Raw genomic sequence first — 23,929 nt, 5'->3', positions numbered from 1 at the left:
CGCACGCCGGCAGGAATTTGGCCGCGCAACCAATCGTGCCAAGGCCTTCGCAGCCCCAAGCCGTTTCTTTGCGACAGCAACGGGGCGCTCCTCGCCATAGAGTCGCCATCGCTTGAACTTCCCGGCATCGCGTCCTGTTGTCACGTGACAACTCACCGATGGACACACGGACAAACCACCTCGGCGAAAGCTATCAACTTCGTGCGTTTCCCCGACAATATGCCTCCACGCCGCGAGCGTCGACCAGCAACAACTATTCTTAACTGACCACAAATCCCCTATCCGAGACAGCACCTTGGGATTGTTTGTCACGTGACAACTCATCTTCCCAGGTAGACGTCCGCGATTTAGCGCCCGTGTATCGGTAATTAGAGTGAAGCGATTACCCCGCGCTCCAGGTCGCAATCGAAAACTTTCACGCGACGTAGCACTCGGAGGAATCGATGCCCGGCGACTTGTCACGTGACAACCGGCTCTTCCTCGCTACCGGAGGATCTCAGCGCTCCGGATTTGTATCAAATTTCGTCTCAGACTGAAGCACGACGAGACATCAACTCTCTGAGATAAAGTTTCGCGATCGTTGCCGAAGACGGCCAACTGGCTCGTGCTTTCGATTTTACAAACATGAGCGACTGGCTCGTTTTTCTTGGATCAATAAGTACGAGTAACGCCTTAGCCATTCGGCCCACTTGTCACGTAACAACCACAATGATCAACAAAATATCCTCTGCTTCGAACGCTTTTCTGGACATTTCGTTAATAACTGCATATATTACGAAAAACTCCGTGGAGGAATTTAATGGCTTTCAAGATCGCCGTCAGTAATCAAAAAGGTGGGACTGGAAAGACAACCATCTCCGTCAACATCGCGGCTGCCTTCGAAGCCGGCGGTAACAAGGTCGCGTTGATCGATGCCGATCCTCAAGGCACTTCCGTCCGTTGGGTCACGAGCGGCGAGAACACGCTGCCGATGACGGTCCTTTCGCTGGCTCCCGCGGGCCGCGGTATCGGCGGTGAGATCAAGAAGCAGGACGCGAACTTCGATGTGATCGTCGTCGACTGCCCCGGCAACCTGGAAGATCCGCGTATTGCATCCGTCCTCGAAGTAGCCGACTTCTGCCTGGTGCCGCTTTCGCCTTCGCCGGCCGACTTGTACAGCACCGTCGCGATGATCCGCATGATCGAGTCGATGCGCGCCGTTCGAAATCCTCAACTTTCTTCCGCATTGATGCTGAATAGCGTCAATGGAAAAACTAAAATGCGTGAAGAAATTTTAAAAATTCTAAGGGCTGAAGAAATAGGGGAGCATCTGCTCGACAGCCAGATCGCGCAACGCGAGGTCTATCGTCAGACGTTCGCGCTCGGCACCACGATCCATCACCACAATCGATACCTGAAGGGCCTGAAGGAAGCCCGCGCGGAAATCGAAAGGCTGGTCACGGAAATGGCCCAATACATCGCGTCGACGCGCGCTACCGGAGCCGCCCATGGCTAAGGACACCTCGAAAGACAAGAAACCGACCGGCAACCTGCATCTCGCGGCCGGCCTGTTGCGCGGACTCGCGCAGGAAAATGCGGCGCTCGAAACGCGGCTGCCCGAGCCGACGGCCGCACCGGCTGCGGTCGTCGAAGCGACGCCAGCCAGTGCTCCGGCCGCCGCCACGCCCGCCGGTACGGCCGATCTTGGCGCACCGCAGAAGGTGCTGGTCAAGGACTGCATCCCGAACCCGTTCAATCCGCGCGTGTTCTACTCGGAATCGAGCCTGCACGAGCTCGCACTGACGTTGAAACGGGAAGGGCAGATCGAGCCGATCAAGGTCACGCGACTCCCCGAGTTTCCCGGCAAGCTCGTCGTGATCGACGGGCAACGCCGGCTGCGTGCGACGAGCATCAACGGCGACGAGACGATCAATGCGACGTTCCGCACGGATCACACGCCCGAGCAGCTCTATACGATCGCGTATCGCGCGAACCACGACCACGAACGCCAGACGATCTTCGACGATGCGGTTGCGTGGAAACGTCTCCTCGACGAGAAGGTCTTTTCCGACCAGAACACGCTGGCGGAAAAAATCGGCAAGGACAAGGCCTCGATCAGCAAGACGCTGTCGCTCAACGCGCTGCCGAACACGCTGCTGGAGCGGATGGCCAGTGCGAACGACGTCGTCGGTCTGCAGGCGGCGTACTTCCTCAAACTGATCTATGAACGCCTGGGCGAGCCGACGGCCGACCGGCTGCTGACGGCCGTGATCGACCGGAAAAAATCCGTCCGCGATCTCGAGAATTTCCTGCGTGCGCAGAGCGACGGCACCAAGAAGGCCGGACGCACGCGCTACAGCGTTCGTCACGACTTCGCGCTCGAATCGCGCGCGATCGGCCAGTTGAAGACGTATCCGGACGGGCGTCTGGATCTGCAACTCAAGGGCGTCGACGCATCCCACCAGGAAGCGCTTGCGGACAAGCTCAAGACCGTCATCGACGCGTACGTGGCGGATCTGGCGACGGCCACGTCAAAGTAACGCGCCACCGACGAAAGGCCTCGTCTTCGCACTGCGCCGCCAACCCGGACCGCAACACGGTTCGGCGCACGGCGCGCACGACGGCGAGGCCGCGTTCAGTTGCCTGCGAGGCTGCTTTTCAGCAGGAATTCCAGCAGGTCGTCCGAGGTCGGCTCGCCCCAGGTATCGAGCGCCAGCCATCGGAAGAAGCTCGTCTGCGCCAGCTTGCTCGCCTTCTTCTTCGGCGACAGCGTCAGGTCCTTCGACCCCGCCACCGTCTCGTTGTAGCGCTCGATCAGCTTGGTCTGGTCGTCGATCTCCAGCTCGCGGAAATACGCGCCGGCTTCCTCGACCTTCGCCGCCAGATACTTGTCGCGGATCTGCTCCTGCTTGCTCTGCGCGGATTCCTTCGCCGGTGCGGCCGTTTCGGTGCCCTGACCGTCGGCCAGCGTGTAGCCGTGCGTCAGCGCCTTGCGGAAATACGCGGCGACGTTGTCGACCGGCGTCGCATTCTTCTTCGTAGTCCGATTGAGCGTATAGGCAATCGCCGCCTTGATGCGCTGCACGCCGTATTGCGTGATCAACCGGCGCGCTTCCGAGCGCGGAATGCCGAACTTCGCGACTTCCTCGACCAGCGCTTCGTTCTTGACGTCGCCGTCCTCGACCGTATCGGTGCTCTGCTTGCGCGTCACCTTGAACTGCACGGCTTCCACGCTGCGGCCGGATTTGTGTTCGATCAGCTCGAGCGTGTGGTCCGATACTTCGTTCACCTCCTGGATGCACGGCACCAGCACCTTGCTCTTGAACAGCTTGTATTCCTTGTACGACTGCGACGCCTTGTCCTGGCCGAGGATGAGGTCACGGAATTTCGGCAACGGAATCTTCGCGGTGATGCCGATTCCTTCGTAGCGCACCGTGTTTTCCCACAACGCGAGCGAATGCGATCGCCGGAACTCGCGAGCGATCCGCATATCGATCAGCGCGTAGATTTCGGGATTGAGCAGTTCGCTGCGAATCTGGTCGGAGAAGCTGTACTTCAGCACCGATTGTTCGAGCTCCGCGCCGGCGAGCAGGCCCGACGCCTTCCAGACCGTCGAACGGTCCGCGGCCAGGTAGTCCCAGTTAACGACGGTACTGATCAACGAGTTGACCGTGTCCTTCACGTACTTCGTGTTGTTGCTGTTCAACCCGCTCTCGTGCGACAGCGACGCGATCGAGATCGAGAAGCTCGTCCGGCCGGGTTCGAACGCCTCCTGCCGAAGCGCGTTCTTGATCAGCGAGCTGAACATCTTGCGCTGCTGCAGACCGATCTTTCCGGACTTCGGTGCGATATGAATCGCCTGGACCGCCTTGCGCAACAGGTCGGGAGGCTCGGGTGTCTGAAACAGCGAAACCTGTTTGTCTGAGCCTTTGCTTGCGGGCTTGCGCGGCATCGTGGTGTCCGGGTAAGGTTGCCTTATTGAGAGCGGACTTTATACCTTTTCGCGCGGCGGAGCAACGTCCGTGCTCCAGCATCACTTTCACTATCTGAGCTAACCATCAGATATGAAAGGAAAAATTCTGGTTCATCGATTTGCGCCAGGCCCCATATCCGTCTACCTTTTGCCAAAAAGGCCTCCCAAAAGCCGCTACCTTTCCTGGGCGACCACGCAAACCCGGCACAAGATTTGCCACCACGAAGGTACCCATCCATGGGGGCAATCGCGCGGAATCGGGATAGTCGGGAGGATTCGTGGTGCCTTGCAGCACAACCGCCGTTTTCTCCCATAACTTGCTACCTTCGTCGATTCCCATAGGAGGGTACCTGTCAGCACCGTCAAACGTATTGCTTGCCGTCCCGAGCGTAGAAATCGCGCCCATAAACGGCAACCATTCGCTTTCCCCATAAAAGGTAACCTGTCGATGACACCGGTCCTGTCTATGGGAAAGCGCTACGGGGTGCGCGAGGGAAAGGACAACGAATCGATTCAGTCCGGCTCCCATAACCGGCTACCTTCTTGATTCCCCATAACCGGCTACCCAAAGAAAATCACTGTGCACGCAACGAACTTCCGATCGAGAAAAGTCGCCCATAAAAGGCTACCTTCATGCGTTCCCATAGACGACTACCTAACGCAATTTCCGGCCGATTTCCCATAACCCGATACGCTCGCCCCATATCCACAACCCTGATTCCCCACAGCGTGGTACCCCAAACCCCAAATCCACAGACCTGAAACCCCAAGCCCTTCCACCTGTGCTCCCATAAATGGGTACCGAACACCGCTCAAAGCCTTGCCAGATAAGGCTGTGAGCCGTCTAAAAGTAGTTAAAGAAGTAAACGTGGTTTACCAAAGATGTAAACACACGTGTGCTTGCACAGAAAGACGAACCCCATAAACCGCTACCAATGGGAGTCATCTGTGGGAGACGAAGCCCCGGATCTCTCGATTCAGGCCGACTCCGCCCTGTCTGCCCACACTGGTTTCTGATGGCTCCAAGCCTGACAAGGTATCCCGAAGAGGTGAGTGCCCACTCACAAACACCGAAACGTAGAAACTTATGGGAGGAAATCCCCGGATTCGGCGTAGAGGTTCCCGTTTATGGGACGCAGAAACGTGGCTCGCGGCCCCTGCGATGCCTGTGATTGACCAGCGGAACGGATCCCGTCGGTTTCCTCCACAGCAGTTCGAAATCATCCCGGGCTGCCGGCGAGTGGTTTTTTGTACTCGCGCTGCCTCGTCTGTGGACAAGTTTTTGCCGATCGCCGGTGACGCTGCTCGCCAAATTTAGCCTGTGGACTGTGCAAGCAGGTATCCGCGCCGGGCTGTTTTCCATCCTCATGTCCCGTCCGTTTTTCTACCTTTGTAGCCACGATCGGGAGTCGTCATGCTGTGCCCGTCACCGGCAACGAGAAATTCGTACAACGGCCCGAAAGCAACCTCATGCCGAAAGGCCACCGCACAGAGGGCCGGACCGCCGCGCCGATCTTGACGGCATTCAGGCATTCATCGACATCGCTGCGAGGCAACGTGAAGATGTCGCCGGATCCGACGCTCACCGCACCCGATTCTGCCGATGCTCCCGAACATCCTCACCTTTTCAAAAACGCTGGATCCCGTAAAAGCTCACCGATCAGGTGGAGCACAGGTATAAGCAAGCTGTGCAGGTAGCAGCTTCGTTCAGATAGGGAACCGTCGATGGGAGCAAACAACAACGGGTGGCGTCCATGTGTGATGCCTGGTGCGTCGGCAAGTATCGTCACGGGGACGAGCATGTGTTCACGGTGATGTGCGCATCCATCAGACGAGCGTTGCCCCTCATGCCGGGTTCAGCACATCCGTGAGACCGACCAGGCCGGCGTTTTCACCGCTCGCACGGCACTCACCTTTTTCGTCAGACCTGCCGGTCGTCCACGGGTAACCTTCGGCATCACAGTGTCGCGAAACCTGCCGAATCAATGACCGAACACCGCAACGGCGCAACGTAACCGTCTCGATCGCCAAAGAACCGAATCGTGGTCGTTTATGGGAGGAACCGTCGCTCGAGCTACATCGAACGACGACGTAACGCACGGACCGACTGTTGCTGCGGTGATCGTGCGAGCGCGACGATCATCACGTCGGGCATGAGCGTATCGATATCACCACCCATGAAACAGCCATCGACGCCGCGCGTCGTGTCCGGTACGACTGCGCCCGTCATCGAACGCACGAGCCACGTCGTCTCCCATACGTGTATCCCCAATGCCGTCGCACGATGGCGCCACATTTTTTGCGACACGGTTATGATGCACAGGTCCTGATCGCGACATGACGACCGGTCAGGGCAGGGGCGGTATCTCGATGGTTTTTCAAACCGTGATGGTCATCAAAAAAGAGAGTTCAGCGATGCGAATCCAGATCAGAAAACTCACGCTGGCTGCTACGGCAGCCGCTTTCCTGTTCGGCTCGGCCGTTCCGGCGTTCGCGCAGACCGACGCCGCCAGCGCACCGGCTGCGGCGGCTGCACAGGACGCAAAGGCCGCGAAGAGCGAAGCGCGCAAGGCGGCCCGGGCCAAACGCAAAGCCGAACGCAAGGCCGCGCGTGCGAAGAACACCGCCGAGCTGAAGAAACTCGAAGACGCCGGTTACAAGCCGGCGGCCAATGATCCGAACTATCCGCAGAACCTGCAGAACGCGGAGAAGAAGGCCGGCGCCGCAGCAAGCCAGTAAGCGTGGTCCGGCGGCAAGCCACGGTTCGATCCGCGGCTTGCCGTGTGCATTGCGATCAAGCGATGCGAACAGGCAAACACGTTCCGGACATTCACCTCATTTGATTCGGAATCCTGCATGATTTGAAGGCGCGCGGCTGGCATGCCGAAGCGTCAATCCCGCCCGCCCGATGCAGTCGCGCTTCCCGTCACCTTCAACCAGTCCTTGAACGCACGTACGGCGTCGTCGTCCGCCCGCGCGGATGCCACATACGTGAAATAGCGCCACGGCGGCAGCGCCGGTTCGCTGAACGGCTGCACGAGCCGGCCTTCGGCGATGTCGTCGGCGACGAGCGCGATCGGCCCCATCGCGACGCCGAGCCCGTCGAGCGCGCCTTGCAGCGTCAGGTAGAAATGCTCGAGCGTGAGCGAGTGTCGCGGGACGAGATTCGGATGCCCGGCCGCCGCGAGCCATTCCGGCCACATGCCCGGATAGGTCGCCGCGTGCAGCAACGTGAAGCGGGCGAGATCGGCAGGCGTATCCAGCGACCGGCCCTCCAGCAACTTCGGCGCACACACCGGCAGCCGGACTTCGGACAGGAATTCCTCCGCGACGTACCCGTCGATGGCCTGCGGGCCGCCGCGCACGATCAGGTCGACCTTGTCGCGCAGCTTTTCGATCGGCTCGTTCGACGTCGACAGCCGCACCTCGATGGCCGGATGCGCGACCTGGAACGACGACAGCTTCGGGACGAGCCAGCGCAGCGAGAACGTCGCGGGCGCGCTGACGCGCAACACGCGCTGCTGCGCGTGGCCGAAGTGCTGCGCGGTGGCGAGCGCGATCCGGTCGAACGAGGCGCCGACCTCGGCGAGGTACGCGCGCCCGGCCGCGGTCAGTTCCACGCGCCGGTTGTGGCGTTCGAACAGCGGTCGCCCGAGCCACGCTTCCAGTTGCTGCACGTGCCGGCTGATCGCGCCGTGCGTCACGCACAGCTCGTCGGCGGCCAGCGTGAAGCTGCCGAGGCGCGCGGCGGCTTCGAACGCGCGCAGCGAATTCAACGGAGGGAGACGTCGGGCCATGGCATCGTTTCGTGTGAGATTTCATCACACGATGGTTCAGGTTTAATCGTTTGATCGGGTGATCCGGCTCCGTCAATATGGCATACAAACGGCCCATGCGGCCGAACGAGTGTCTGAATTTCTCACATGGAGTACGGAGCATGCCGAACGTGGTGGTCGTGGGCGCCCAATGGGGTGACGAAGGCAAGGGGCGCGTCGTGGACTGGCTGGCGGCACAGGCCGATCTCGTCGCACGCTACAACGGCGGGCACAACGCGGGCCACACGCTGGTCGTCGGCGGCAACACGTACAAGCTCGCGCTGCTGCCGAGCGGCATCGTGCGCGGCAAGCGCGGCGTGATCGGCAACGGGGTGGCGCTCGACCCCGAAGCGCTGCTCGCGGAAATCGGGCGGATGGCCGAGCTCGGGTTGTCGGTGACGCCGGCCAACCTGTCGATCGCGGAGAACGCGACGCTGGTACTGCCGATTCACCGCGCGATCGACGAGGCGCAGGAGCGGTTGCGCCGCGAGCCCATCGGCACCACGCTGCGCGGCATCGGGCCGGCCTACGAGGACAAGGTCGGCCGTCGCGGGCTGCGTGTCGGCGATCTCGCGGAACCGGGCGGGCTCGCGGCCAAGCTCGACGTGCTCGTCGACCATCACAATGCATGGTTCCGCGGCCTGGGGCTCGACGCGTACGATCGCGACGCGATGCTGGCGACGCTGGTTGCGCTCGCACCGAAGATCCTGCCGTTCGTGCGTCCGGTCTGGGTCGACCTCAACGACGCGACCGATCGCGGCGAGCGCATTCTGTTCGAAGGCTCGCAGGCCGTGATGCTGGACATCGACTGGGGCACGTACCCGTTCGTGACGTCGTCGGGCACCGTGGCATCGGCCGCGGCGGCCGGCACCGGGCTCGGTGCGGCGAAGCTCGGCCACGTGCTGGGTGTCACGAAGGCGTATGCGACGCGGGTCGGCGGTGGCCCGTTCCTCACCGAATTGACCGACGCCACCGGCGAAACGCTGCGCGCGCGTGGACAGGAATTCGGCGTCAACACCGGCCGGCCGCGGCGCTGTGGATGGCTCGATGCCGCGCAACTGCGCCAGGCCGTCAGGATCTCGGGCATCGATTCGCTCGCGCTCACCAAGCTCGACGTGCTCGACGGCTTCGAGTCGATCGAGCTGTGCGTCGGATACGAATTCGACGGCGCGCGCGTCGACCATTTGCCCGCGAGCCTCGATGCGCAGTCGCGCGCGAAGCCGGTCTATGAACGATTCGACGGCTGGCAAGGCTCCGTGAAGGGCGTACGCGAGCGAGCGGCGCTGCCGCGCGCGGCGCGAGATTTCATCGCGCGCATCGAAACCGTGGCGGGCGCGCCGGGTTCGATGATCACGACCGGCGCGGAGCGCGACGACACGATCGTGTTGCGCAATCCGTTCGATGCAGCGGGCGCCGCGTAACGCGCGAGGCGCGAAGGGCGTCGATCGACGGGCCGGCGGCATGCCGGTCCGCGGGTAGTTTTTGCCGGCCGATGCTGTCGGCCTGTCGGTACGTTCGATACGTATGTGCGCCCGGCCCGGATCCCGCGCGGCGGGCCGCTCGGCAGCACGATTCGGCATCCGGATCACGCCGCGTACGGCGAACTGGACACGTCTGCAACGCTGCTGTACTGTTCCGCACAATTCGCGCCAGACCGGCGTGTGCCGGCGCCGCCGGCACCCTGTCGGCACGGCGGCGCGACGTGACAATCCCGGGGACAGGTCGATGGATACGTTACAGATGATGCGCATTTTCGTCCGGGTCGCGGAGGAGGGCAGCTTCACGAGCGCGGCCCAACGTCTGGACATCACGACGGCCTACGCATCGCGCTCGGTCGCGCAACTCGAAACGCATCTGCGCACGCGCCTGCTCAACCGCAGCACGCGCCGCATCGCGCTGACCGACGCCGGGCAGCGCTATCTCGACCGCTGCCAGCGCATCCTCGGCTATATCGACGAAGCGGAAGCCGAGGCGGCCGATGCACAGGCAAAGCCGTCCGGGCGGCTGCACGTGCACGCGACGACGAGTTTCGGCCAGTCCTACGTGGTGCCCGCGGTCGTGCGCTACCGCGAACGCTATCCGTCGGTCGCGGTCGAGCTGACGCTGTCGCAGCACGTGCCCGACATCATCGACGAAGGCTACGACGTATCGCTCCAATTGAGCACGACGGAGCTGCCCGATTCCGGGCTGGTATCGCAGCGGCTCGGCGACGTGGGCAGCGTGCTGTGCGCGTCGCCTGCGTATCTGAAGGCGCGCGGTACGCCGCGCACGGTGAGCGACCTCGCCGGGCACGCGTGCCTGCAGATCGTCACGCCGCTCTTTCCGCGCGACCGCTGGCATCTCGACGGTCCGAACGGTCGAGAAACGTTCGAGCTGCCGCTGCCGGATTTCCAGGTCAACATCGCCGATGCGCTCGGCGCCGCGCTGCGCGCGGGGCTCGGGATCGGCTCGCTGCCGATGTCGGCTGCGCTGCCCGCGCTCGCGAGCGGTGCGCTGGTGCGCGTGCTGCCCGATTACCGGTTGCAGAAGCTGACGGTCTATACGTTGTATGCGTCGCGTCAGTATCTCGATGCGAAGATCCGCACGTTCGTCGATTTCCTGCGGGAATGCGTGCCGGAGATGCTGGCCGCCGACGAGGCCGCGTTGAACGCCTGTTGCGCCGCCCGTCATTCCTGAACTGATTCACGCATGGTCGGTACGTGAGTACCGCGCACTGTCTCTCTGTTCGATGAAAATAATTGGTAGTCCTGCATTAAAGGCGGGTGACGAACGCATGTGCGCCGATCGTTCCTGACAACGATGCCCGTGCCATCGGCATTGCCCTTATGAAAACGCTTGCTTTCGATATCGAACATCGTTGGTTCGGCGCGCAGCGGCCCCCTTTTAGAATCGGTTCGACCTGCTTCATCGCATGCGCGCGCTCCGGCCGCGCCTCCTTCATCGAACCCGAAACGACATGGCAGATCGACACTCCAGTATCCGCCGCCGGCTGCTTCATGCCGGCCTGGCACTCGCGGCAGGCGCCGCCGCCCACCCGGGTCTTGCGCTGGCCGGCGCGGCCGGCACGCGTACGTTGCGCATCGGTTATCAGAAAGGGCCGCTCAGCCTGCTGAAGGCGCGCGGCACGCTGCAAGGCAAGCTCGCGACACTCGGCGTGAACGTCACGTGGACCGAGTTCCCGTCGGGGCCACCGCAACTCGAGGCGCTGAACGCGGGATCGATCGATTTCGGCGATGTCGGCGAAGCGCCGCCGATCTTCGCGCTCGCGGCCGGTGCGCCGCTTGTCTACTACGCGCAGACGCCGGCCGGTCCGACAACCGAAGCGGTGGTCGTCGCGAAGGACTCGCCGGTCAAGACCTTTGCCGACCTGCGCGGCAAGCGCATCGCGCTGGTGAAGGGATCGAACACGCACTTCCTGCTGGTCCGGCTGCTGCAGGCCGCGAAGCTCGGCTATGCCGACGTCACGCCGGTGTGGCTGTCGCCGTCCGATGCGCGGGCGGCATTCGAGAACCGCTCGGTCGATGCGTGGATCATCTGGGATCCGTTTCTCGCGGTGGTCCAGCAGGCATTCGGCGCGCGCATCGTCGCGGATGGCACGGGGCTGGTCGAGAACCGCAGCTACTACTTCGCGTCGCGCACGTACGCGCAGCGCAATGCCGACGTGCTCGACGCGGTCGTGTCGGAACTGACGACGGTCCAGCGCTGGCTCGATGCGAACCGCGCGCAGGGCGCGGCCGAATTCTCGAAGCTCTGGGGGATTCCGGAGCCGGCCGTGGCGCTCGCGTTTCGCCGCGCACGCTTCGGTGTCGAGCCCGTCACCCGCGACACGCTCGCGTACCAGCAGCGCATCGCGGATGTGTTCTACCAGGCCGGCATCCTGCCGAAACGCGTCGACGTCAGCGTGGCAGCGCCGCCGTCGCTCGCGTGAGGGTCTAACCGCCCCTGCGATCGGGTGGGTGACGAGTCGCTTTGTCGCCCCCCGATATTCCTTCATGGTGCAACGCGCGACAGCGGCACCGCTTCCCCGCGCAGCCTCGCGACGTCGCGGCCCGGCGCGTCGCCGAACAGCCGTGCGTATTCGCGGCTGAACTGCGACGCGCTCACATAGCCGACGCTGCGACACGCCTGCCGCGCATCCATCGCCGACAGGCACATCAGATGGCGCGCCTCCTGCAGTCGCAGCACCTTCTGGCATTGCAACGGGCTCATCGACGTGACCGCCCGGAAGTGATGGTGGAACGTCGACGGGCTCATCTCCACCTGCCGCGCGAGCGAGTCGACCACCATCGGATCGAGGTAGTGATCGCGAATCCATGCGACGGCGCGCGAGATGCGCTGGGTCGTCGAACCGGCGTCGCCGATCTGCGCGACGCGCGCGCCCGACGGGCCGCGCAGCAGCCGGATGAGGATTTCGTCGACGATCAGCGGCGCGATCAGGTCGAGGTCGTCCGGTTGCGCCATCAGTTGCATCAGTCGCGCGATGGCGTCGACGATTTCCGGCGTCGCGTCGTGCGTGTCGAGTGCGCGGCAGTCGACGGCTTTCGGCAGCCCGCGCGGGAAGACGACCGGCGTGAGCGCCGCGATGCGCGCAGGATCGAGTTCGAGTTGCGCGTACAGGAACGGCTCGGCCGGGCTCGCACGCGTCACGCGGCCGGTCACCGGCAGGTCGGCCGTTGCGACCAGCATCCGCGATTCGTCGATCGTGTAGGTATCGTCGCCGACCCGCATCGACTTCGCGCCTTGCCCGACGATGCTCAGGCACGCGTGGTGCACGCCGTGGTTCCATTGCGGCGGCGGCACGGAAGCGCGCGCGATGCGCATGCCGCGCAGCGGAAGGTCGAACATGCCGTCGTGCGGTGCATAGGCGGCGATCAGCGTCGCCAGCCGGGCCGCGACGGGTGCGCCGGCTCGCGATCGTGCGTCGTGATCCGGCGGGGTGCGCGGGTGCAGTGGCGTTCGAGCGTCGATTTCCATGTTGCGTGAGCGGTTGGCGGAGTGAGCGATGCCATGCGCGCGGCGGCGATTCCCTGTCGAGCTGCACGCACGGCGGTCACATCGTACGGCCAGTTGCGTGCGCCGGATTGCCTAAACCTGTCCGAAATTAGCCCGATCATCCGGACCTGCATGGTCGGCGCACGCATCGCCCGTCGTGGCATCGTGTGCAGCGCACAAATTCGGAAATTAAGGCAAAACAATCGCAGGATCGGGCAAGCCATTTTCCGGCGGTTTCCCTACCATTGCACCTGCTGAAGGAAATGCGGTTTCAGCGTGCCCGGATGATGCGGGCAACACCGTCCGCGTGATGCGCGGCCGCCGCCGGCCTTGCCGCGCGCGTCGTCGCCGCGCATCGCGGGAAAAGAATCAGGACTGCTACTGAATGATCGTGCATCGGGCTTGCCGAGGCTGGTTTGCGGCCGTTGCAAGCTGGCTCGTGCCCGTCGCGAGCGTGCCGACCGACCCGGCGGAGCCGGCGTCGGCGCCGCCGCATTGGCCGGGCCGATGCGGGCGGGTGGCGGTGCGGCGTCGGGGTGCAGGCAGACGGGCAGTCGTTCGCGCAGGGGAATCCGGACAAATGGACCAACTTCAATCGATTCGGGCATTCGTGACGGTGGCAAGGGAAGGCGGATTTCGCCGGGCCGCGACGCGGCTGCGCGTGTCGACGGCGATGGCGAGCCGGCTGGTCGATGCGCTCGAGACGCGCCTCGGTGCGCGCCTGCTTCAACGCAGCACGAGCCACCAGTCGCTGACGGAGATCGGCGAGCTGTATCTCGCGCGCGTCGAGCGGATTCTCGGTGCGATCGACGAGATCGACGGTCGTTTCGTCGCGATGGGCAGCAAGCCGGAAGGCGTATTGCGCGTGGCCGCGCCGGTCGCGTTCGGGCTCAGCCAGTTGAGCGCGCTGCTCGATCGCTTCGTGCACCGGTTTCCGGACGTGCGGCCGACGGTGACGCTGACCGATGCCCACGTCGACCTGACTGCCGAGGACATCGACGTCGCGTTCCTGACGGATGGCATGCCGGTGTCCGGCGCGCACGCGTTGCATACGCTGGCTGCATACGAAACCGTGCGCGTCGCGGCGCCGGGCTACGTCGCCGCGCACGGCGGCGCCGCTGCGTCGGGCGACTGGCCGGAACTCGCGGCCGTGCGGCTGGAGTTGCCCGCGGCCGACGACGACCCGGCGGCCGCGATTCGATCCGGTGCGGCGTCCGGCAATACGGGCGTCGGCCATCTCGAGATGGCGCGGCGGCTGGCCGTCGCCGGCATGGGCGCGGCGGTGCTGCCCGCGTATCTCGTCGATGCGGATCTGGCGGCCGGCACGCTCGTGCGCGTGGCCCCGGTCCGCCCGCTCGCGCCCGTCACGCTGAAGCTCGCGCATGCGCGTGCCGCGCGTTTGCCGGCCGCCGCGCGCGCGTTCATCGAATTCGCAGGCGCCGCATTCCGGCCCACGCGCTAACGGGCCGGCTGATCCCACTGCAACGCGAGCCCGCCGGGGCCGCGGGCTCGCCGTTCTTTTTCGGAAGCAGTTCGGCGCACGAACGCTCCGCAGGGTGCAACGCACACCCGCAACACGCGTCCGCATCCGCGGTGGGCCGGAAGCTGCAGGTCCGCCGCGTGTCAGGGCCATGAGGAGATCTGGTGATTCCCATTGAAGGTCGTCTAATTGTGAGAGGTCGCTCCATGCGCGTCGAACGGGTTCCATACCGCTTAATCACTGCCGCAACGGCTGCCGTTTTCCTGGCCGCGTGCGGGAAAAAAGAATCGGCGCCGCCGCCGCAAACGCCGGAAGTCGGCGTTGTCACCGTGCAGCCGCAAGCCGTGCCGGCGGTGACCGAACTGCCGGGCCGCACCAGCGCGTTCCTCGTCGCGCAGGTGCGTGCGCGGGTCGACGGCATCGTGCTGCGTCGTGAATTCACCGAGGGCACCGACGTCAAGGCCGGCCAGCGTCTCTACAAGATCGATCCGGCGCCGTACGTCGCGGCCTTGAACAGCGCGAAGGCGACGCTCGCGAAGGCGCAGGCGAACCTCGTCACGCAGAACGCGCTGGTCGCGCGCTACAAGGTGCTGGTCGCCGCGAACGCGGTCAGCAAGCAGGACTACGACAACGCGGTCGCCACGCAAGGGCAGGCCGCGGCGGACGTCGCGGCCGGCAAGGCGGCGGTCGACACCGCGCAGATCAACCTCGGCTATACGGACGTCGTGTCGCCCGTTTCGGGCCGCGTCGGCATCTCGCAAGTGACGCCGGGCGCCTACGTGCAGGCGAGCCAGGCGACGCTGATGTCGACCGTGCAGCAGCTCGATCCGGTGTACGTCGACCTCACGCAATCGAGCCTCGAAGGGCTGAAGCTGCGTCAGGACGTGCAGAGCGGCCGTCTGAAGACGACCGGCCCAGGCGCCGCGAAGGTGTCGTTGATTCTCGAAGACGGCAAGACCTATTCGGAGCCGGGCAAGCTGCAGTTCTCGGACGTGACGGTCGACCCGACCACCGGCTCGGTGACGATCCGCGCGATCTTCCCGAACCCGGGCCGCGTGCTGCTGCCGGGCATGTTCGTGCGTGCACGGATCGAGGAAGGCGTGAACGAGAACGCGTTCCTCGTGCCGCAGATCGGCGTCACGCACGACCAGAAGGGGCAGGCGATCGCACTCGTCGTGACCGCGGCCAACAAGGTCGAGATGCGTCCGTTGACGACGACCGGCACGTACGACCAGAACTGGATCGTCGAAGGCGGTCTGCAGGCGGGCGATCACGTGATCGTGCAAGGCGTCGACAAGGTGCGCCCGGGCGCGACCGTGAAGACCGTCCCCGCGCAGCTCGCCCCGGCGCCGGACGCCGCCACCGCCACATCGGCAAGCGCCGCGCCGGCGACTACCGCGGCCAGCGCCGCAGCGAGTTCGGCCGCCGCGTCGAGCGCGCAATAACAGGGAGTCCGTTTCATGGCCAAGTTCTTTATCGATCGCCCGATCTTCGCGTGGGTGATCGCGATCGTGCTGATGCTGGCCGGCGTCGCATCGATCTTCAAGATGCCGATCGCGCAGTACCCGACGATCGCACCGCCGACGATCCAGATCCAGGCGAACTATCCGGGCGCTTCCGCGAAGACGGTGGAAGACACGGTCACGCAGGTGATCGAGCAGCAGATGAGCGGTCTCGACAACTTCCTGTACATGTCGTCGACGAGTGACGACTCGGGCAACGCAACGATCACGCTGACGTTCTCGCCGGGCACGAATCCGGACGTCGCGCAGGTGCAGGTGCAGAACAAGCTGTCGCTCGCGACGCCGAACCTGCCGCAGGTCGTGCAGCAGCTCGGCATGCAGGTCACGAAGTCGAGCAGCAACTGGCTGATGTGGTTCGCGTTCAACTCCGAGGACGGCCGGATGTCGAAGGAGGACCTGACGAACTACGTGGCTTCGCACGTGCTCGATCCGCTGAGCCGCGTGAACGGCGTCGGCCAGACGCTGCTGCTCGGTTCGCAGTTCTCGATGCGGATCTGGCTCGACCCCGTCAAGCTGACCAACTACAGCCTCACGCCGACCGACGTGACGGCCGCGATCACGCAGCAGAACGTGCAGATCGCGGGCGGCCAGATCGGCGGCACGCCGGCGAAGCCGGGCACCGTGCTGCAGGCGACGATCACCGAATCGACGCTGCTGCGCACGCCCGAGCAGTTCGGCAACATCCTGCTGAGGGTCAACCAGGATGGCTCGCAGGTCCGCCTGAAGGACGTCGGCCGCGCGGCGCTGGGTTCGGAGAACTACACGTTCGACACGAAGTACATGGGGCAGCCGACGGCCGGCCTCGGCATCCAGCTCGCGACCGGCGCGAACGCGCTGGCGACCGCGAACGCGCTGCGGGCCAAGATCGACGAGCTGTCGAAGTACTTCCCGCACGGTCTCGTCGTGCACTACCCGTACGACACGACGCCGTTCGTGCGCCTGTCGATCGAGGAAGTGGTCAAGACGCTGATCGAGGGCATCGTGCTGGTGTTCCTCGTGATGTACCTGTTCCTGCAGAACCTGCGCGCGACGATCATCCCGACGATCGCGGTGCCGGTCGTGCTGCTCGGTACGTTCGCGATCATGGGCCTCGCCGGTTTCTCGATCAACACGCTGTCGATGTTCGGCCTCGTGCTCGCGATCGGCCTGCTGGTCGACGATGCGATCGTGGTGGTCGAGAACGTCGAGCGCGTGATGGCGGAAGAAGGGCTGTCACCGAAGGAGGCGACCCGCAAGGCGATGAGCCAGATCACCGGCGCACTCGTCGGCGTGGCGCTCGTGCTGTCGGCGGTGTTCGTGCCGGTGGCGTTCTCCGGCGGCTCGGTCGGCGCGATCTATCGGCAGTTCTCGCTGACGATCGTGTCGGCGATGGTGCTGTCCGTGCTGGTCGCATTGGTCCTGACGCCGGCGCTGTGCGCGACGATCCTCAAGCCGATCCCGCAGGGGCATCACGAAGAGAAGAAGGGTTTCTTCGGCTGGTTCAACCGGACTTTCGATCGCAGCCGCGATCGCTACACGAGCGGCGTGAACCACGTGATCCGGCGCTCGGGCCGCTGGCTTGTGATCTACCTCGCCGTGTTCCTCGCGGTCGGCGTGATGTTCGCGCGTCTGCCGAAGTCGTTCCTGCCCGACGAGGATCAGGGCTACATGTTCATGATCGTGCAGACGCCGTCCGGCTCCACGCAGGAAACGACCGGCAAGACGCTCGACAACATCAACACGTACCTGACCACCGCCGAGAAGGATGTGGTCGACTCGGTGTTCACGGTCAACGGCTTCAGCTTCGCGGGCCGTGGCCAGAACGCGGGCCTCGTGTTCGTGAAGCTGAAACCGTACGAGCATCGCCAGCGTTCGGACCAGAAGGTGCAGGCGCTGATCGGCCGGACCTTCGCGCACTATTCGACGTACAAGGACGCGATGGTGATTCCGTTCAACCCGCCGTCGATTCCGGAACTCGGTACGGCTGCCGGCTTCGACTTCGAGCTGACGGACAACGCCGGTCTCGGCCACGATGCGCTGATGGCCGCGCGCGGCCAGTTGCTCGGGATGGCCGCGAAGGATCCGGCGCTCGCGCTGGTGCGCCCGAACGGCCTGAACGATACGCCGCAGTACAAGGTCGACATCGACCGCGAGAAGGCGAATGCGCTCGGCGTGACGGCCGCGGCGATCGACCAGACGTTCTCGATCGCATGGGCGTCGCAGTACGTGAACAACTTCCTCGACACCGACGGCCGGATCAAGAAGGTGTACGTACAGTCGGACGCGCCGTTCCGGATGACGCCGGAAGACATGAACATCTGGTACGTGCGCAACAGCGCGGGCGGGATGGTGCCGTTCAGCGCATTCTCGACCGGCCACTGGATCTACGGTTCGCCGAAGCTCGAGCGTTACAACGGGGTGTCGTCGATCGAAATCCAGGGGCAGGCCGCGGAAGGCAAATCGACCGGCCAGGCGATGGCCGCGATGGAAGCGCTCGCGAGCAAGCTGCCGGAAGGCATCGGCTACTCGTGGACGGGCCTGTCGTTCCAGGAAATCCAGTCCGGCTCGCAGGCGCCGATCCTGTACGCGATCTCGATCCTCGTCGTCTTCCTGTGTCTCGCGGCGCTGTATGAAAGCTGGTCGATCCCGTTCTCGGTGATCATGGTCGTGCCGCTCGGCGTGGTCGGCGCGCTGCTCGCGACGATGCTGCGCGGCCTCGAGAACGACGTGTTCTTCCAGGTCGGCCTGCTGACCACCGTGGGCTTGTCCGCGAAGAACGCGATCCTGATCGTCGAGTTCGCGCGCGAGCTGCAGGCGGGCGGGAACATGGGGCCGGTGCGCGCGGCGATCGAGGCGGCGCGCCTGCGGCTGCGCCCGATCCTGATGACGTCGCTCGCGTTCATGCTGGGCGTGCTGCCGCTCGCGATCAGCAACGGCGCGGGGTCGGCGAGCCAGCATGCGATCGGCACCGGCGTGATCGGCGGGATGATCACGGCGACGTTCCTCGCCATTTTCATGATCCCGATGTTCTTCGTGCGGGTTCGCGCGATCTTCAGCGGCGAGACGGAAAACGTCGACGACGCATGGCGTCTCGTGCAGGGCGACCTGCAGCGCGGTCACGACGACGCACACGATTCGAAGGGGCAGTAACGATGCAAAAACATGCTTTGACTGCAACCGCGGTCGCACTGGCTGCCGCGCTGTTCGCCACGGGCTGCACGATGGCGCCGCACTACAAGCGGCCCGACGCACCCGTCGCGCAGGCGTACCCGGCCGGCGGCGTCTACGCGACGCAGCCGGGCGCGGCCGGCGCGCGCAGCGCGAATGGCCAGGCGGCGACTGCCATCGGCTGGCGCGAGTTCTTCGTCGATCCGCGCCTGCAGCGGCTGATCGAGATCGCGCTGAAAAACAACCGCGACCTGCGCGTATCGGTGCTCAATATCGAGGCCGCGCGTGCGCAGTACCAGATCACGCGTGCGGGGCTGTTCCCGACGCTCGACGGTACGGGTACGGGCAACCGTCAGCGTTTGCCGAATTCGCTGACGGCCGTGCCGGGCCGGAACATCACGACGACCTACAACGTCGGGCTGTCCGCGTCATGGGAACTCGACCTGTTCGGCCGCGTGCAGAGCCTGAAGGATCAGGCGCTCGCGCAATACCTGTCGACGTCGCACGCGCGGCAGGCGTCCGAGATCTCGCTGGTGTCGCAGGTCGCGGATCAATATCTGACGCTGCTGTCGACCGATGACCTGCTGAAGGTCACGGAGGACACGCTGAAGACCGCGCAGGCATCGTACGACCTGACCAAGCTGCAGTTCGACAACGGCACGGGCTCCGAGCTCGAGCTGCGTCAGGCGCAGACGGTGGTCGAGACGGCGCTCGCGAACCAGCAGGCGCAGGCGCGAGCCCGCGCGCAGGCGCTGAACGCGCTGGTGCTGCTGATCGGCGAGCCGCTGCCGGACGATCTGCCGGCGGGCATGCCGCTCGATGCGCAGAACCTGCTGACGGACGTGCCGGCCGGGTTGCCGTCGGACCTGCTGACGCGTCGTCCTGACGTGATGCAGGCCGAGCAGACGCTGCTGGCCGCGAATGCGAACATCGGCGCGGCGCGCGCGGCGTTCTTCCCGAAGATTTCGCTGACGGGCGCGTTCGGCACCGCGAGCCCGACGCTGGGCGGCCTGTTCAAGGCCGGCACGGCGGCGTGGTCGTTCGCGCCGAGCATCGCGCTGCCGATCTTCGAAGGCGGGCAGAACATCGCGAACCTCGATCTCGCGAACGTGCAGAAGCGCATCGAGATCGCGAACTACGAGAAGGCGATCCAGTCGGCGTTCCGCGAAGTGTCGGATGGTCTGGCCGCACGCGGCACGTACGACCAGCAGATCGCGGCGCTCGAGCGCAACGAGCACGCGCAGCAGCGACGCTTCGATCTGTCGGACCTGCGCTACAAGAACGGTGTCGACAGCTATCTGTCGGTGCTGACCGCGCAGACGGATCTGTACGCCGCGCAGCAGTCGCTGATCAGCGCACGTCTGGCACGCTGGACGAATCTGGTCGACCTGTACCGCGCACTGGGCGGCGGGTGGATCCAGCGCGCCGGCGAGACGCCGCGCGCGCCGGATGCCCCGGTCGATTACCAGCCAGCGACGAACGGATAGGCGCGACGGCACGGCGGGAGCTTCCAGGCCAAGTCTGTCCGCCGACCCGACCGGCTGTGAAAACGAAAACGCCACGGACGCAAGTCCGTGGCGTTTTCCTTCATACCGTCGTGCGTGCGGTGAGCAGCGTTACGTTACGCCTGCTTGGTCCACAGCGTCCGGCCGAAGAACGTGAGCGTGCGATCCCACGCCATTTCCGACCACACCGGATCGAACTGCGTGCCGGCGATGCGGCCGGGACCGACCGCCGTTTCGTTCGCGAACGCATGGTGCGCGAGATAGCGATGGAATTCGAAACCGACCTTCGCATCGGTCAGCTTCTTTTCCAGTGCGTCGACCTGGTCGATCGTAAAGAACGCATCCTGCGTCCCCCAGTGCCCCATCAGCGGCACCTTCAGCTTGGCCGGATCGATGTAGTCGAGCGGCGGAAGGCCGTACCACATGACGCCGGCGTCCGCGTCGGCGTACTGCAGCGACAGCAGCGTCAGGGCGCCGCCCATGCAGAAGCCCGTCACCGCGACACGCGGCGCCAGCGTCTTCAGGTGCGCGACCGCGCCGGGAATGTCCTGCGACGCGGCGTCGCCGAAATCGAGGCCGGTCATCAGGTGGTGCGCTTCTTCCTCCTCGACCGTCGACTTGCCGCGATACAGGTCGGGCACGAGCGCGAAGTAGCCGCAGCGCGCGAGGCGATCCGCGACGCCGCGGATCTGGTCGTTCAGCCCCCACCATTCCTGGATGACGACGACCGCGGGCGCGCCTTCGGTTTGTGCCGGCGTGGCGAGATAGCCCTGCAGTTCCTGGCCGTCCGGACGGCGAAACGTGATCATGGAACCGGATGTTTGAGACATGAAACCGCTCCTTTTCGAAAAATGCGCCGAGTGCGACATCGGGCCGGCCAGCGGGCGTCGTGATACCGCTCGCATGCGTTCTGGCCGACGCCGACCACGCGGCCATTCTATGCGCAAACACCGGACGCTTGCGTGAACGGCGCAGCGCGGCGCATGACCGGCGGCGGGAGCGGAGACCGAAAAGCAAACACCCCGCCCCGATGAACGGGAGCGGGGTGTGGCGCGTACGACGTGCGTATCGAAATACGTCGGGAATACGCCGGAATGCGCCGGCGCGTAGCCGGCTTACTGGCCGAAATAGATCGAGTCGCGGCCTTCCTGCTTGACCGCGATCGCGCGGCCGGCGCGTGCACCGGCGGCTGCTTGCGCGCCGTAGCCGGTTTCATCGGCGTTCGTCACGCGAGCCTGGGCGGTCTGCAGCGCCCGCGGGTAATACTGATCGGACACTTCGGGCTTGTAGCCGGCCTGTTCGAGCTGGACGAGTTCCGCACGCACCTGGGCCCGCGTCAGCTGGCCCGACGGGTTCGATTGGGCGAATGCGCCGTACGATGCGGACAGGGCAGTTGCGGCGACGACAGCGGTGATGAACGACTTCATGGTGACCTCCGGTTCTGTTGATTTCGCGCTTCGCTCGTGGCGTTCAGCGGTTGATTGCATCGTAACGATCGCGTTACCGGTCGGAAATACGTGTTGCAGCGAATCATTATTGCAACTGGGTAAACGATTCGCGCGGCATGTGATTTCGTCTGACGATTGAGGGCATGTCGGCGAGGCGCGGCTTGGCCTGCGGAGCGCGATAGGGTCGATGGGCGCAGTAACGGAATGAACGGGTGAATCGCATTCCGAATTATTTTGCCGAGGCCGTCAGCGTCGCGCGCTCCGCATCACGCAGCGAGGGTCGCCTGCCGTTTCCGGTATTCGGCCGGCGTGATGCCGACATGCCGGGTGAACGCTCGCCTGAGCGTATCGACGTTTGCGAAGCCGCATTTCGCGGCGACCTGCTTCGGCGTGTCGTGGCCGTTCTCGAGTAGCCGACGAGCGGCCGAGATGCGGGTCGCCTCGACCCATGCGGCCGGCGTCATGCCGACTTCCGCGCGGAACAGTCGCGCGAAATGGCGCGGGCTCATGCCCGCATGCTTCGCCATCCCGGCCACCGAATGCTCGAGTTCCGGATGGGCGGCGATCCAGCGCTGGACTTCCTGCAGGACCGAACGCCCGGCGGGGCGCGCCTCGCCCGTGCGGCTGAACTGGAGCTGCCCGCCCGGGCGCTTGAAGAACATCACCAGCTGCGCGGCGACGCGCCGCGCGATCTCGCGGCCGAGATCCTCCTCGACCAGCGCGAGCGCGAGATCGAGCCCGGCCGTGACGCCGGCGCCGGTGCGCAGCTTGCCGTCGCGCACGTACAGCGCGTCGGCGTCGACGGTGACGGACGGATACGCCTGCGCGAATGCATCGGCGGCGGCCCAGTGCGTGGTCAGGTGGCGCCCTTTCAGCAGGCCGGTGGCCGCGAGGATGAACGCGCCGGTGCAGATCGAGCCGTAGCGCCTGCTTTGCACGGCCGCCGAGCGCAGCCACGCGAGGACGTCGGTGCGCAGCACGATCTGGCCGGCGCGCGGCGCGCCGGCGACCAGCAGCGTGTCGACGCGCTCCGGAATGTCGGGCGCGATCCAGTCGGGCAGCAGCCGTGCGCCGGACGCACTGCGGATCGGCCCGGGCCCGCTCGCGATGATCCGCAACGTGTAGAACGGCTTGCCGCACTCGGCGTTCGCTTGCGCGAACACGTCGAGCGGCGCGGAGACGTCGAGCAGTTGAACGCCCGGAACGGCGAAAATACCCACGACCTTCGGCATGATCGATTGCGTGTCGTATCGAACGTGATGCGCAGCAGTATAGGAGCGCTTTCTTCGCCGCGCAGGCACCATGTCCGTTCGTCGCGCGAAATGGCAGGATTCGGCGTGATACGTCCATTGGAGACACCTGTCGGACTCCGGAAAATCGAAGGTGTCTTCCATGGAGGTCGATCATGACTGTGAGCGTCGCCGGCATCACCCTTCCCGATACGCGTTTGACGCGTGAGATCACCGAGCTCGTGCGCGATACCGAATCCGAGCTGCTGTTCCACCACTCGAGCCGCGTGTTCTATTTCGCGGCGCTGGCGGGCCGGCGGCGCGGGCTCGAGTACGACCCCGAGCTGCTCTATTGCGGCTGCATGTTCCATGACATGGGACTCACGCACCGGCACAGCAGTGCATGCGAGCGCTTCGAAGTGGACGGCGCGAACGCCGCGCGCGATTTCCTGAAGGGCAACGGGATTTCGCAACAGGACATCGATGTCGTGTGGACCTCGATCGCGCTGCACACCACGCCCGGCATCCCGCAGCACATGCATCCGGTCGTCGCGCTGGTCACGGCGGGCGTCGAGATGGACGTACTGGGCCTCACTTACCCGGAATACAGCGATACCGAGCGGGAGGAGGTCGTGCGCGCGCATCCGCGCACGCCGCATTTCAAGGAGGACATCATTCAGGCGTTCTACGACGGCATCAAGCACAAGCCCGGCACGACGATCGGCAACGTGAAGGCCGACGTGCTCGCGGACAAGGATCCGCATTTCCGTGCGGGCAACTTCTGCAGCGTGATCCGCTCGTCCGCGTGGGCCGGCTGAGCGCGCACGGGCGACCGCGC

General features: G+C 64.8%; 19 protein-coding genes. 11 read left to right on the top strand and 8 right to left on the bottom strand.

Going from position 1 to position 23,929, the window contains the following annotated elements:
* Positions 1-799 precede the first annotated feature (799 nt).
* Both H0X91_RS00175 and H0X91_RS00170 read left to right on the top strand, forming a co-directional pair.
* Positions 800-1,495 carry a ParA family protein gene (locus tag H0X91_RS00175; protein ID WP_006489070.1) on the top strand — a complete coding sequence of 232 codons (696 nt, stop codon included), beginning with the start codon at positions 800-802 and terminating at the stop codon, positions 1,493-1,495.
* Positions 1,488-2,519 (top strand): ParB/RepB/Spo0J family partition protein, encoded by a 1,032-nt coding sequence (locus H0X91_RS00170; RefSeq protein ID WP_006489082.1) that lies wholly within the window; start codon positions 1,488-1,490, stop codon positions 2,517-2,519. Before H0X91_RS00175 ends, H0X91_RS00170 begins: the two co-directional genes overlap by 8 nt.
* A gap of 95 nt (positions 2,520-2,614) precedes the next feature.
* Here the strand turns inward: H0X91_RS00170 and H0X91_RS00165 are convergent, their stop codons facing one another.
* Positions 2,615-3,931 (bottom strand): replication initiation protein, encoded by a 1,317-nt coding sequence (locus H0X91_RS00165; RefSeq protein WP_006489076.1) that lies wholly within the window; start codon positions 3,929-3,931, stop codon positions 2,615-2,617.
* A 106-nt stretch (positions 3,932-4,037) separates the two neighbouring features.
* Complete coding sequence (locus H0X91_RS00160; protein ID WP_124634029.1) at positions 4,038-4,292, bottom strand: hypothetical protein; 255 nt, start codon at positions 4,290-4,292, stop codon at positions 4,038-4,040.
* 2,030 nt (positions 4,293-6,322) lie between these two features.
* On the opposite strand from H0X91_RS00160, the gene H0X91_RS00155 reads away from it, so the two are divergent.
* A complete protein-coding gene (locus tag H0X91_RS00155; protein ID WP_006489073.1) occupies positions 6,323-6,691 on the top strand; it encodes a hypothetical protein in 369 nt (122 codons plus the stop codon).
* Positions 6,692-6,843: 152 nt separating this feature from the next.
* Here H0X91_RS00155 and gcvA read toward each other — a convergent pair whose 3' ends face one another.
* A complete protein-coding gene (gcvA, locus tag H0X91_RS00150; RefSeq protein ID WP_006489079.1) occupies positions 6,844-7,749 on the bottom strand; it encodes a transcriptional regulator GcvA in 906 nt (301 codons plus the stop codon).
* Positions 7,750-7,889: 140 nt separating this feature from the next.
* On the opposite strand from gcvA, the gene H0X91_RS00145 reads away from it, so the two are divergent.
* On the top strand, positions 7,890-9,188 hold the full coding sequence (locus H0X91_RS00145; protein WP_196432691.1) for an adenylosuccinate synthase: 1,299 nt from the start codon (positions 7,890-7,892) through the stop codon (positions 9,186-9,188).
* Positions 9,189-9,492: 304 nt separating this feature from the next.
* Entirely contained in the window at positions 9,493-10,443 is a 951-nt protein-coding gene (locus H0X91_RS00140) for a LysR family transcriptional regulator (protein ID WP_012493826.1), read from the top strand.
* Here the strand turns inward: H0X91_RS00140 and H0X91_RS00135 are convergent.
* Positions 10,434-10,622 carry a hypothetical protein gene (locus tag H0X91_RS00135; RefSeq protein ID WP_154317705.1) on the bottom strand — a complete coding sequence of 63 codons (189 nt, stop codon included), beginning with the start codon at positions 10,620-10,622 and terminating at the stop codon, positions 10,434-10,436. The two genes, H0X91_RS00140 and H0X91_RS00135, sit on opposite strands and share 10 nt — an antisense overlap.
* 101 nt (positions 10,623-10,723) lie before the next feature.
* On the opposite strand from H0X91_RS00135, the gene H0X91_RS00130 reads away from it, so the two are divergent.
* Positions 10,724-11,695 (top strand): sulfonate ABC transporter substrate-binding protein, encoded by a 972-nt coding sequence (locus tag H0X91_RS00130; RefSeq protein ID WP_006489094.1) that lies wholly within the window; start codon positions 10,724-10,726, stop codon positions 11,693-11,695.
* A 62-nt stretch (positions 11,696-11,757) separates the two neighbouring features.
* On the opposite strand, the gene H0X91_RS00125 is transcribed toward H0X91_RS00130, so the two are convergent.
* Positions 11,758-12,741, bottom strand: a complete 984-nt coding sequence (locus tag H0X91_RS00125; protein WP_062885897.1) for an AraC family transcriptional regulator — start codon at positions 12,739-12,741, stop codon at positions 11,758-11,760.
* A 598-nt stretch (positions 12,742-13,339) separates the two neighbouring features.
* Here H0X91_RS00125 and H0X91_RS00120 point away from each other — a divergent pair.
* The 4 genes from H0X91_RS00120 (at position 13,340) to H0X91_RS00105 (ending at position 20,396) form a co-directional block, all read left to right on the top strand.
* Entirely contained in the window at positions 13,340-14,221 is an 882-nt protein-coding gene (locus tag H0X91_RS00120; RefSeq protein ID WP_006497831.1) for a LysR family transcriptional regulator, read from the top strand.
* Between the two features lie 224 nt (positions 14,222-14,445).
* The gene (locus H0X91_RS00115) at positions 14,446-15,684 is read left to right on the top strand and encodes an efflux RND transporter periplasmic adaptor subunit (RefSeq protein ID WP_062911552.1); all 1,239 of its coding nucleotides are present in this window, start codon (positions 14,446-14,448) and stop codon (positions 15,682-15,684) included.
* Positions 15,685-15,699: 15 nt separating this feature from the next.
* Entirely contained in the window at positions 15,700-18,891 is a 3,192-nt protein-coding gene (locus H0X91_RS00110) for an efflux RND transporter permease subunit (RefSeq protein ID WP_196432690.1), read from the top strand.
* 2 nt (positions 18,892-18,893) lie between these two features.
* Positions 18,894-20,396, top strand: coding sequence for an efflux transporter outer membrane subunit (locus H0X91_RS00105; RefSeq protein WP_196432689.1), 1,503 nt, complete (start codon positions 18,894-18,896; stop codon positions 20,394-20,396).
* 134 nt (positions 20,397-20,530) lie between these two features.
* Here the strand turns inward: H0X91_RS00105 and H0X91_RS00100 are convergent, their stop codons facing one another.
* The 3 genes from H0X91_RS00100 to H0X91_RS00090 form a co-directional block, all read right to left on the bottom strand.
* Positions 20,531-21,244, bottom strand: a complete 714-nt coding sequence (locus H0X91_RS00100; protein ID WP_006483507.1) for a dienelactone hydrolase family protein — start codon at positions 21,242-21,244, stop codon at positions 20,531-20,533.
* 285 nt (positions 21,245-21,529) lie between these two features.
* Positions 21,530-21,841, bottom strand: coding sequence for a DUF4148 domain-containing protein (locus tag H0X91_RS00095; protein ID WP_006483511.1), 312 nt, complete (start codon positions 21,839-21,841; stop codon positions 21,530-21,532).
* A gap of 287 nt (positions 21,842-22,128) precedes the next feature.
* Positions 22,129-23,094, bottom strand: coding sequence for a GlxA family transcriptional regulator (locus H0X91_RS00090; protein ID WP_012493824.1), 966 nt, complete (start codon positions 23,092-23,094; stop codon positions 22,129-22,131).
* Between the two features lie 173 nt (positions 23,095-23,267).
* Here H0X91_RS00090 and H0X91_RS00085 point away from each other — a divergent pair, with 173 nt between their 5' ends.
* Complete coding sequence (locus tag H0X91_RS00085) at positions 23,268-23,909, top strand: HD domain-containing protein (protein ID WP_112751452.1); 642 nt, start codon at positions 23,268-23,270, stop codon at positions 23,907-23,909.
* Positions 23,910-23,929 lie beyond the last annotated feature (20 nt).

Source organism: Burkholderia sp. 9777_1386 (genome assembly GCF_015712265.1).
Lineage (GTDB): Bacteria > Pseudomonadota > Gammaproteobacteria > Burkholderiales > Burkholderiaceae > Burkholderia > Burkholderia cenocepacia.
This window is presented reverse-complemented; position numbering and strand designations above follow the sequence as displayed.